This window comes from Aquabacterium sp., assembly GCF_049317225.1.
Lineage (GTDB): Bacteria > Pseudomonadota > Gammaproteobacteria > Burkholderiales > Burkholderiaceae_C > Aquabacterium.
Genome location: NZ_JBMOIR010000013.1, coordinates 15291 through 27079, shown reverse-complemented (window position 1 = coordinate 27079; position 11789 = coordinate 15291). Strand labels below are relative to the sequence as shown.

The window sequence follows — 11789 nt, the reverse complement described above, 5'->3', positions numbered from 1 at the left end:
ATGCATTCAACGCTTCATGCGCGCATGCCACCCTCAAGTAGGTGAATGGTGGCAAAATCCCGGGTTTTGGTCCAATCCATTGGGGTGCCATGAGCGCAGTCGTCATCAGCGGAACTGGTCTGTACCAGCCGCCTTACACCATCACCAATGCCGAACTCGTCGAGGCTTTCAACGCCTACGTTGATGGCTACAACGCCGAGCACGCCGCTGACATTGAAGCGGGCACCCTGCAGCCTCTGTCGCATTCCAGCGTGGAGTTCATCGAAAAAGCGTCCGGCATCAAGCAGCGCTATGTGATGGAAAAGTCCGGCATCCTGGATCCCAAGCGCATGTACCCGCGCTTCCAGGAACGCAGCGACGACCAGTTGTCCATGCTGGCCGAAATCGGTGTCGAAGCGGCCAAGAAAGCCCTGGAAGCCGCTGGCAAGACCGGTGCCGATGTGGATGGCGTCATTTGCGCCTGCTCCAACCTGCAGCGTGCCTATCCGGCCATCGCCATCGAAATTCAACACGCACTGGGTGCAGGCGGCTACGCGTTCGACATGAACGTGGCGTGCTCGGCTGCCACCTTTGGTCTGGCGCAGGCTGTCAACGCCGTGCAGACGGGGGCCGCCAAGTGCGTGCTGGTGATCAACCCTGAAATCACTTCGGGTCACCAGGAGTGGAAAGACCGCGACTGTCACTTCATCTTCGGCGATGTGGCCACCGCCACCGTGGTGGAGCGTGCTGACACCGCAACCGCTGCCGAGCAGTGGGACATCGTGGGTTCGCATCTAGCCACCCAGTTCTCGAACAACATCCGCAACAACTTCGGTTACCTCAACCGCAGTGAAGACAGCGACCCCAAGGCACGTGACAAGACCTTCCGTCAAGAAGGCCGCAAGGTGTTCAAGGAAGTCGTGCCTGTGGCTGCCGCCCACATCGAAACCCAATTGGGTGCGCTGAGCATTCAGCCGACCGACGTGCGCCGCTTCTGGCTGCACCAGGCCAACTTGTCGATGAACCAGCTGATCGTCAAGAAGCTGATCGGTGCGGAAGTCACCCCGGATGTGGCCCCGCTGATTCTGGACGAGTACGCCAACACCTCGTCGGCAGGCTCCATCATCGCTTTCCACAAGTACCGTGGCGACCTGAAGTCGGGTGACACCGGTGTGATCTGCTCTTTTGGCGCGGGTTACTCGGTGGGTAGCGTGGTGGTTCGCAAGCGCTAAGCGGCACGACCGCCCCCTGCCAACGGCCCGACTGGATCAGCCCAGCGGGCCGTTTTGCTTCCTTTGACCTGATTCCGACCCGGCCGCATGAGCAGCGAAGACACCTTCTACTGGCACGACTACGAAACCTTCGGCCGTGTGCCTCGGCGTGATCGTCCTGCGCAGTTCGCAGGCATCCGCACGGATGCCGATCTTCAGGAAATCGGTGAACCGTTGACGCAGTATTGCGCGCCATCGCCCGATTACCTGCCGGATCCGGAGTCGTGCCTGCTCACCGGCATCGTGCCGCAGACCTGTCTGGAGCAGGGTGTGCCGGAGCACGCGTTTGCAGCGGCCATTGAGCAGGCCTTGTCACAACCGCATACGATCGGGGTGGGCTACAACACCATTCGTTTCGATGACGAGGTGACCCGGCATCTGTTTTGGCGCAACCTCATCGATCCCTATGCGCGTGAGTGGCAAAACGGCTGTGGCCGCTGGGACTTGCTGGACGTGGTGCGGTGCACCTGGGCGCTGCGACCCGAAGGCATCCAATGGCCGCAACACGACGATGGACGACCCTCTTTCAAGCTGGAACACCTGACGGCAGCCAACGGCGTGAGCCACGAGGCGGCGCACGATGCCTTGTCAGATGTGCGCGCCACCATCGCGTTGGCCCGCTTGCTCAAGACCGCCCAGCCCCGCCTGTGGGATTTCTGTCTGAAGTTGCGCAAGAAGGATGCCGTGTTGGCCGAGACCGGCCTGGATCGTCCTCGCAGCCAATGGCGTCCCTTTCTGCACATCTCTGGCATGTTCGGCACTGAGCGTGGCTGCATGGCCCTGGTCTGGCCCTTGGCGCAGCACCCATCCAACAAGAACGAGATCCTGGTGTGGGACTTGGCCCATGATCCGCGCGAGTTGTTCGGCCTGAGTGCCGAGGAGGTGCGCCTGCGTCTGTTCACCCGCGCAGCCGACTTGCCCGAAGGCGTCACGCGCTTGCCCGTCAAGAGCGTGCATATCAACAAGTCCCCCGTGGTCATCGGCAACCTGAAAATTCTGACGCCAGCGCTGTGCGACAAATGGGGCATCGACCTGGCGACGGCCATGGCGCGTGCCGAGTGGGCGGCAGAACAGGGGCCTTCGCTGGACGGTATCTGGGCTGAAGTCATGATTCGCCCCGACCAGCGTGCCGAGGTCGATGTTGACGAAGACCTGTACGGCGGCTTTGTGGGCAACGATGATCGCCGCACCTTGCAGCGCCTGCGCACCTTGTCGCCCGCGCAACTGGCGGACAAGCACCCGGGCTTTGCGGATGAACGCCTGGACGAGTTGCTGTTTCGCTATCGCGCCCGCAATTTCCCTGACACCCTGAGTGACGAAGAGCAAGCGCGATGGCACCAGCATTGCGTGGCGCGCCTGCATGAGGGGCAAGGGGAGGGCTTGTCTCTGCAAGCGTTTTTTGAACGCATTGATGCGCTTAGTGAAACACTTGCCGAAGACGACGAACGTGGGCAAGACATTCTGGGAGCCTTGTACGACTATGCCGAACACATCGCACCCTGATCGTCCCCATGGGGAGCGCGCGCGCAGCCGCCCTGAAAGCCGGCCGTCGGTTACCCCGCTGGTGCCGCACTTTCGCAGCACCCCGCCGCATTTGAAGTACCTTGGCGGGTATCCCGCCCACATGCTGCAGCAGGTTCAGGCCCTCATCGATCAGAACAAGCTGGGTGAGTTGCTGTCCAGGCGTTACGCCGACCAACATGAGGTCCGCACCGACAAGGCCTTGTATGACTATGTGATGGACCTCAAGCAGCGCTACTTGCGAAGCAGCGAGCCCATCAGCAAGGTGGCGTTTGACAGCAAGATCAAGGTCATTCAGCATGCGCTGGGCACCCACACGATGGTGTCACGCGTGCAAGGCGGCAAGCTCAAAGCCAAGCGCGAAATTCGTGTGGCCAGCCTGTTCAAGGAAGCGCCACCCGAGTTCCTGTCCATGATCGTGGTTCACGAGTTGGCGCATTTGCGTTATCGTGACCACGACAAGGCGTTTTACGCCCTGTGCACACACATGGCGCCGCAGTACCACCAATACGAGTTCGACCTGCGTCTGTGGCTCACGTGGCGTGAGCTGCGCGGCAGCGAAGCGTCTGGTCCCGCAGCCACAACTGACTGATCACAAGATCTTGTCGATCAGGTTCTTGATTGGATCTTCCGGCTCTTTCTCTGCAGGCGCAGAGGCACCCGAAGCAGCAGCCTGCGGCATGGCAGGAATCAGGCTGGGATCAATCGGACGATCGTCCACACCCAGCTCTTTGATGAAACCGCCGTTGGCCCACTCGCTGTAGCGCCAGCCAGACTCCAGGTGCACCATGCCCTCGGGTGCCTTCATTTCAGCCACAGGCTCGCGCGCCAAGGCCGAGCCCATGAACTGAATCCACGCAGGCAGGGCCAACGTGCCACCCGAGGCATGGCTACCCAGGCTGCGCGGGGTGTCATAGCCCAGCCAGACCACTGCCACCAGATTGGGCTGGAAGCCCGCAAACCAGGCATCCACCACATCGTTGGTGGTACCGGTCTTGCCATACAGGTCCGGGCGCTTGAGCGCACCTTGCGCACGGGCAGCGGTCCCTGAGCGGGTGACTTCATTGAGCAGTGTGCCGGTCAGGAACGCATTGCGGGCGGGCACCACCCGGTCATCCTCCGTGGCGTTTTTGATCTTGGCCTCGTAAATGACCTTGCCTTCGCCGTCGGTGACACGTTTGATGACCACGGGGCTGACTTTGAGTCCTCCGTTGGCAAACACCGAATAGGCGCTGGCCAATTGCAGAGGCGTGGTCGAGCCCGAACCCAGAGCCAGCGTCAAGTTGTCGGGCTGCTTGCTGACATCAAACCCGAATTTGCCGGTCCACTCGCGTGCCACTTGCGGGCTGAGCAGCTGAACGAGGCGGATGCTGACCAGGTTCTTGGACTTGGCCAGTGCCAAGTGCAGTGGGATGGGGCCATCGGCCGTGCCATCCGAGTTGGACGGATTCCAGTCCCCCACATTGGTCAACGGCGCGTCGTTGACGATGGTTTCCGGCATCACACCGTTTTCCAGCGCGGCGGAGTAAAGGAAGGGCTTGTAGCTGGAGCCTGGCTGGCGCCAGCCTTGCGTCACGTGGTTGAACTGGTTGCGCTGGAAGTCAAAGCCTCCTACGAGTGCGCGAATCTGACCGTCATGCGGATCCATGGCGACGAGTGCACCTTCGGCTTCCGGCCACTGGGTCAGATACCAGTCCTTGCCTTGTTGCAGTACTCGCACCACGGAGCCGCGGTGAATGCGGATCTTGTCGGTGGCCTTTTTGCCCAGACCAGGTTGGGCCTGACGCAGCCCCTTGCCGGTGATGGTGACCAGATCGCCCGAGGCCAGCACCACACGAACCTCTTCGGTGGTCGCATGGGTGACGATGGCCGCACGCAACTGCTCGTCGTCGTTGTATTCAGCCAGCGCCTGTACGACGGCAGGGTCATCGTCCTTCATGTCGCTGTCCAGGTCTTCGTGCGCTTCCGGGCCACGCCAGGCGGTCCCCAGTTCGCGGTCGATCAAGGTCTTGCGCAGGGCCTTCCATGCTGCTTGCTGGTCGCTGGCGCGCAGGGTGGTCACCACCTTCATGCCGCTGGTGTACGCCGCCTCGCCGTATTGCGCGTAGACCTGTGCGCGGGCCATTTCGGCCACGTATTCACCGTGGACCTCGACGCCCCCTGGCGGGCGGATGACCAGCTTTTCGCCCTTGGCCGCCTCGTAGGCGATGTCATCGAGCACGCCCTCGGCATGCATGCGCGATAGCACCACCAGTTGACGGGTACGCGCCCGCTCAGGATTTTTGATGGGATTCACGTTGGCCGGGTTCTGGGGCAGGCCGGCCAGCATGGCGCACTCGGCTGCGGAGAGCTTGTCGAGCGGCTTGCCAAAGTAGGTGTTGGCAGCTTCGGCAAAGCCGTAGGCACGAGCCCCCAGGTAAATCTGGTTCATGTAGAGCTCAAGGATCTGCTCTTTGCTCAACTCACGCTCGATCTTGATCGACAGCAGGGCCTCTTTCAGCTTGCGGCTGATGGTCTTTTCGCGTGTCAGCAAGAAAGTGCGGGCGACCTGCTGGGTGATGGTCGATGCGCCTTGTGTGCGGCCCCCGGTGGCATTGGCTGCAACAGCCCGCAAGACGCCGATGACATCGATGCCGGGGTGTTCGTAGAAGCGCGAGTCTTCCACAGCCAGCAAGCTGTCGCGCATCAACTTCGGGATGTCATTGAAGCGCAGGTACTGGCGCTTCTCTTGCCCGAAGCCGCCAATTTCCACGCCATCTGCCGTGTACACCCGCAGTGGCAATTTGGGCTGGTAATGCTGCAGGCCACTGGTGTCAGGCAACTGTGGCCACATGACGGCGAGGAGGCCGCCCAAGGCCAACAGTCCGGCCACGGTCAAGCCAACAGCCACCCAGAGGACACGGTAACCCCAGTGGGTGGTGCGTGGTGCAGAGGAAGATTCAGACATACAGCATTCGGGGCGCTCGATCGGAGCGCCCGCCATTCAGGCAACCCTGAATTATTAGTGAAAAGGCCCACCCGGTGGCCGCATTCGTTTGGAGGGGCGGCTTATTGCCAGGTTCGAGCCAAGAGCTCGCTGAAATGGGTGGTGGGGCGTCCGAGCAGCGCTGCAATGGGCGCCGCGTCGGCCACATTGGGTTGCCTAAGCAAATCAACCGCTTCGCTGCTCCAGGGGCTGGCTGACACCAGATCGCCGCAGCGCGCGCTCAGTGAGGTGACCCATTCTGGCAGCCTGAGCACCGTGGCGGGGCGATGCCCCAGTTGCGTACGCAGGCTCGCAATGAACTCGCCCAGCTGAACGGGCTGGGGGCCCACGCAAGCCAAGGTTTCAGGGGCTTGGGCCAGGTTGGCCACCAATCGGACGACAACGTCGGCCAGATCTGTGACAGCGACGGGCTGCACCTGGGCATCGATCACAGGGCCAGGCAACAGTGCGATGGGCAGGCGGGCGAGATTCACAAACAACGCACTGCTGTCGCCGCCTTTGCCGAACACGATGCTGGGCTTCAAGATGGTGGCACCCAGTCGCCCGGCTCGAACCATGCTTCGCAGGTGTCGCTCAGCCGCCAGTTTGGTCTGTGCATAGCGCGTGGAACTGTGTTCAATGCCCAGTGCCGAGATGTGCACCACATGACGCACCTCTGCTTGCGCACAGGCTTCGAACAAGGCAATGGGGGTGTCGGCGTGAACGGCCTGGATGGGGCGCCGATGGGTGTCTCGCAAAACCCCCACTGCATTGATGACGACATCCATACCTTCGACGCGATCGCGCCAAGCGGCGGCGTGGGTGTCGCGCGCATAGTCCATGGGGATGGCATCGGTCGCGTGGCCCGAGGTCTGACTGACACCAGAGAAGACCTCGTGGCCCGCCTGACGCAGGGTTTGATGCAGATGGCTGCCGATGAATCCTCGGGCACCACAGAGCAGGATCTTCATGATGTGGTCTCCATCGTCGTGATGATGCGCTCCATCATGCCCCCTTGTTGCCCCCCTTTGGGCTTCGAGGGTATTGCGCCTTCAAAGCAAAGAGGCCCGCCGGGCTTCCCCGGCGGGCCTCTTTCATGTCAGCTCAGAGCAGGGGCTCAGGCCTTCACGGTGGCAGCGGTCTCCACGTACTCTTCAATCTGGTTGAAGTTCATGTACTTGTAGACGTTGTTGGCATCCTTGGCGACCACACCCACTTCAGCCATGTACTCGGCTGGCGTCGGCAGCTTGCCCAGCTTGGAAGCCACGGCAGTCAGCTCGGCCGAACCCAGGAACACGTTGGTGTTCTTGCCCAGACGGTTGGGGAAGTTACGGGTCGAGGTGGAGATACAGGTCGAACCTTCCTTGATCTGAGCTTGGTTACCCATGCACAGCGAGCAGCCAGGCATTTCGGTGCGGGCACCGGCTTGGCCGAAGGTGTTGTAGTAGCCTTCCTTGGTCAGCTCTGCAGCATCCATCTTGGTAGGAGGTGCCACCCACAGACGCACTGGGATGTCCTTCTTGCCTTCCAGAACCTTACCGGCAGCACGGAAGTGGCCGATGTTGGTCATGCAAGAACCGATGAAAGCTTCGTCGATCTTGGTGCCGGCGACTTCAGACAGGAACTTGGCGTCGTCTGGGTCGTTCGGGCAGCAGACGATGGGTTCCTTGATGTCGGCCAGATCGATTTCGATCACAGCTGCGTACTCGGCGTCAGCGTCGGCTTCCAGCAGGTTGGGGTTGGCCAACCAGGCTTCTTGCGCTTCGATACGACGTTGCAGGGTGCGAGCGTCTTGGTAACCGTTGGCGATCATGTTCTTCATCAGAACGATGTTCGACTTCAGGTACTCAGCCACTGGCTCCTTGTTCAGCTTGATCGAGCAACCCGCAGCGGAGCGCTCAGCCGAAGCGTCGGACAGTTCGAATGCTTGCTCAACCTTCAGGTCTGGCAGGCCTTCGATTTCGAGGATGCGGCCCGAGAAGATGTTCTTCTTGCCAGCCTTGGCCACGGTCAGCAGACCAGCCTTGATGGCGTACAGAGGAATGGCGTGCACCAGGTCGCGCAGGGTGATGCCAGGTTGCATTTGGCCCTTGAAGCGAACCAGCACGGACTCAGGCATGTCCAGAGGCATCACGCCGGTGGCGGCGCCGAAAGCGACCAGGCCGGAACCAGCGGGGAAGGAGATGCCAATGGGGAAGCGGGTGTGCGAGTCGCCGCCGGTGCCGACGGTGTCAGGCAACAGCAGACGGTTCAGCCACGAGTGGATCACGCCGTCACCAGGACGCAGGGCCACGCCGCCGCGGTTCGAGATGAAGGCGGGCAGTTCGCGGTGCATCTTCACGTCCACGGGCTTCGGATAAGCAGCCGTGTGGCAGAACGATTGCATGACCAGGTCAGCGGAGAAGCCCAGGCAAGCCAGGTCCTTCAGCTCGTCGCGGGTCATCGGGCCGGTGGTGTCTTGCGAACCCACGGTGGTCATCTTGGGTTCGCAGTACGTGCCAGGACGCACGCCTTGACCTTCGGGCAGACCGCATGCACGGCCGACCATCTTCTGGGCCAGGGTGAAGCCCTTGCCGGTGTCCTTGGGGGCCACAGGCAGGCGGAACAGGGTCGAAGCGGGCAGGCCCAGGAACTCACGTGCCTTGCCAGTCAGCGAGCGACCGATGATCAGGTTGATACGGCCACCAGCGCGGACTTCGTCCAGCAGCACTTGCGACTTCAGAGCGAACTCGGTCACCACGGCGCCGTTCTTCTCGATCTTGCCGTCGTACGGGAAGATGTCGATCACGTCGCCCATTTCCAGCTTGCTCACATCGACTTCGATGGGCAGGGAGCCGGAGTCTTCTTGCGTGTTGAAGAAGATGGGGGCGATCTTGCCGCCCAGGGTCACGCCGCCGAAGCGCTTGTTGGGCACGAAGGGGATGTCTTCGCCGGTGGCCCAGATCACGCTGTTGGTAGCCGACTTACGCGAAGAACCGGTGCCGACCACGTCGCCAACGTAGGCAACCAGGTTGCCCTTCTTCTTCAGGTCTTCGATGAACTGCATCGGGCCGCGCTTGCCGTCTTCTTCGGGCTTGAAGGCCGCGTCAGGACGGGTGTTCTTGAGCATCGCCAGATAGTGCATCGGGATGTCAGGGCGGCTCCATGCGTCAGGAGCAGGCGACAGGTCGTCGGTGTTGGTTTCGCCAGGCACCTTGAACACGGTCACGGTGATCTTCTTGGCGACTTCAGGACGGGTGGTGAACCACTCGGCGTCGGCCCACGATTGCATCACGGCCTTGGCGTTGGCATTGCCAGCCTTGACCAGTTCGGCGACGTCGTGGAAGGCGTCGAACATCAGCAGGGTCTTTTTCAGGGCTTCGGCAGCCACGGCGCCGACTTCGGCGTTCGACAGCAGGTCGATCAGCGGCTTGACGTTGTAGCCACCAACCATGGTGCCCAGCAATTCAGTGGCCTTGGCCTTGGAGATCAGGGCCACAGCGATGTCGCCATGGGCCACAGCCGACAGGAAAGAAGCCTTGACCTTGGCAGCGTCGTCCACGCCCGGAGGAACGCGGTGGGTCAGCAGGTCGAGCAAGAATGCATCTTCGCCAGCGGGCGGGTTCTTGATCAGCTCGATCAGGTCAGCGACTTGCTGAGCGTTCAGGGGCAGCGGAGGGATACCGAGGGCAGCGCGCTCGGCAGCGTGTTCGCGATAGGCTTGCAACATGGTGTTCACCTGGTGTTGAGGGGGCAAGGGGCTCGGACACGGCGCCACTCGAACATGCTGGGTCTGCAAAGACTCACCAAATCAGGGCGGCCACCGTTCCGGTCGCTAGGAAATGCAATTTCCGTGCAGCCGCGTATTTTCGCCTAGCAGCGCCCTCTGTGTCACAAGAATGTCGAGAAAACATTCAAATTCGATCGACTGATTGTTGTTTGACGCGTTGTATTGGCGCAGAACGCACGTCGATGGGGCGGAAAACAAAAAGCCCGGCACGAAGCCGGGCTTTTCAGGTGAACAGCCAGTGTCTGCTCGTTACTGACCTGTGGCAGGTGCCTCGAAAATCGATTGACGGGGATTGCGGCTCAGGTCGGCCTCGGCTGCACGCTGAACGTCGTGGACGCAGCCATCCACCAAGCGGCGACCCGCTTTGGGGTCCATCACCATGGACTTGGTCAGGATCTGGATCAGCAGGGCGCCACCCTTGATGTCTTCCAGACGGATCGCGCCGGTCGACGACTGAACGGGTTTCATGATCCAGGACTGGCTGCCCAGCTTCATGTTGAAGTAGCCCTTGTGGCTGGACTGAGGGTCCACCGAGATGCGCTTGCCGAACTCGCATTGGTAACCGCCAGTCAGCACGCGCTCGGCCGCAGCGAGTTGCTCACCGGTGGCTTCGGGCAGGTTGGTGAACTTGTCGCTCAGCGTGTTGGCGCGAGCGGCCTTTTCAGCCTTGGTGATGGCGGCATGGGCCATTTGAGGCACCAGTGTCGTGGCGAACATGCCCAAAACCATGCCGGCAGACAGGGCCAGGGTGCGGATGCGTTGGTGGCGGTGCAGGGAAGACTTCATGGCAATGCCGATCATGTTCGATGGATGGGATGGAGGCGATTGTGCCGCCATTTCGAATGGTTTGCGCATGGGGATAAGACCGAGGCGTGCGACGTGTCACATACAGGATGCAAGGGTCGTAAGCAGATGCAAGCCCCATGAAAAAGGCCCGATCGCGTGAGTGACCGGGCCTGAGGTGCGGATGCGTTGAGCGTTTAGAACGTGTCGCCAGGAACGCGGACCCAGCCTTCCATGATGATGCGCGCGCTGCGGCTCATGATGGCTTTGGTGACCGTCCACTGACCGTTGACCTGTTTGGCCTGGGCGCCGACACGCAGGGTGCCAGAGGGGTGACCGAATCGCACGGCTTCGCGCTCGCCGCCACCAGCGGCCTGGTTGACCAGGGTGCCAGGGATGGCCGCTGCCGTGCCGATGGCCACCGCGCAGGTGCCCATCATGGCGTGGTGCAGCTTGCCCATCGACAGCGCACGCACCAGCAGGTCCACGTCACCCGCGTTGATGGTCTTGCCGCTGGAGGCGGTGTAGGCTGTCGGCGGGGCCACAAAGGCGATCTTGGGTGTGTGCTGGCGGGTGGCGGCCTCTTCAGGCGTCTTGATCAGGCCCATGCGCAGGGCGCCGGCCACACGGATGGCTTCGAAACGCTTTAGCGCTTCGGCATCGCTGTTGATGTGCTCGCGCAGCTCGGTGCCCGTGTAGCCAATGTCCTTGGCGTTGACGAACACGGTGGGAATGCCCGCTGTGATCATCGTGGCCTTGAAGGTGCCGATGCCGGGCACATCCAGGTCATCGACCAGATTGCCGGTGGGGAACATCGAACCACTCTCGTCACCGTCGTCGGACGGGTCCATGAATTCGAGCACGATCTCGGCGGCCGGGAAGGTCACGCCATCGAGCTCGAAGTCGCCGGTTTCCTGCACCTGACCGTTGGTCACGGGCACGTGGGCGATGATGGTCTTCTGGATGTTGGCTTGCCAGATGCGAACCACGGCGGTGCCATTTTGCGGAATGCGAGCGGGATCAACCAGGCCGGCATGGATGGCGAAAGCCCCGGCAGCGGTAGAGAGATTGCCGCAGTTACCCGACCAGTCCACGAAAGGCTTGTCGATGGAGATCTGGCCATATAGGTAGTCCACATCGTGATCGGGCACGCTGGACTTGGACAGGATCACGCACTTGCTGGTGCTCGACGTGGCCCCGCCCATGCCGTCGATGTGGGCTGCATAGGGGTCGGGGCTGCCGATGACGCGCATGAACAGCTTGTCACGGGCTTCACCGGGTTGCTGACATGCCTCGGGCAGGTCTTGCAGGCGGAAGAACACGCCCTTGCTGGTGCCGCCACGGATGTAGGTGGCGGGGATCTTGATTTGTGCGGGATGAGCCATTCAGTGCTCCTTCAAAAGGTAAAAAGCCGAAGCGCGCAATGCTTTGCGCCACTCCGGCCTGACCCAGCGGCAGCCGTGGATCCGGCTTTGCCGGTCCACTGGCTGCGCCCCCTTGA

The 11789-nt window shown here is 61.7% G+C and carries 8 protein-coding genes; 3 read left to right on the top strand and 5 right to left on the bottom strand.

Going from position 1 to position 11789, the window contains the following annotated elements:
• The first annotated feature begins 89 nt into the window (after positions 1-89).
• The 3 genes from ACOYNB_RS09780 (at position 90) to ACOYNB_RS09770 (ending at position 3363) form a co-directional block, all read left to right on the top strand.
• Positions 90-1211 carry a beta-ketoacyl-ACP synthase III gene (locus tag ACOYNB_RS09780; protein WP_422838898.1) on the top strand — a complete coding sequence of 374 codons (1122 nt, stop codon included), beginning with the start codon at positions 90-92 and terminating at the stop codon, positions 1209-1211.
• An 87-nt stretch (positions 1212-1298) separates the two neighbouring features.
• Positions 1299-2753, top strand: a complete 1455-nt coding sequence (gene sbcB, locus ACOYNB_RS09775; RefSeq protein ID WP_422838897.1) for an exodeoxyribonuclease I — start codon at positions 1299-1301, stop codon at positions 2751-2753.
• Positions 2754-2874: 121 nt separating this feature from the next.
• Positions 2875-3363, top strand: a complete 489-nt coding sequence (locus ACOYNB_RS09770) for a M48 family metallopeptidase (RefSeq protein ID WP_422838942.1) — start codon at positions 2875-2877, stop codon at positions 3361-3363.
• Here ACOYNB_RS09770 and ACOYNB_RS09765 read toward each other — a convergent pair whose 3' ends face one another.
• From ACOYNB_RS09765 to prpF, 5 genes are all read right to left on the bottom strand, one after another.
• On the bottom strand, positions 3364-5718 hold the full coding sequence (locus tag ACOYNB_RS09765) for a penicillin-binding protein 1A (RefSeq protein ID WP_422838896.1): 2355 nt from the start codon (positions 5716-5718) through the stop codon (positions 3364-3366).
• Between the two features lie 101 nt (positions 5719-5819).
• On the bottom strand, positions 5820-6707 hold the full coding sequence (locus tag ACOYNB_RS09760) for an NAD-dependent epimerase/dehydratase family protein (RefSeq protein WP_422838895.1): 888 nt from the start codon (positions 6705-6707) through the stop codon (positions 5820-5822).
• 146 nt (positions 6708-6853) lie between these two features.
• Entirely contained in the window at positions 6854-9445 is a 2592-nt protein-coding gene (acnB, locus tag ACOYNB_RS09755; protein WP_422838894.1) for a bifunctional aconitate hydratase 2/2-methylisocitrate dehydratase, read from the bottom strand.
• A 309-nt stretch (positions 9446-9754) separates the two neighbouring features.
• The gene (locus ACOYNB_RS09750) at positions 9755-10291 is read right to left on the bottom strand and encodes a hypothetical protein (protein ID WP_422838893.1); all 537 of its coding nucleotides are present in this window, start codon (positions 10289-10291) and stop codon (positions 9755-9757) included.
• 194 nt (positions 10292-10485) lie between these two features.
• Positions 10486-11673, bottom strand: a complete 1188-nt coding sequence (gene prpF, locus ACOYNB_RS09745) for a 2-methylaconitate cis-trans isomerase PrpF (protein WP_422838892.1) — start codon at positions 11671-11673, stop codon at positions 10486-10488.
• Positions 11674-11789 lie beyond the last annotated feature (116 nt).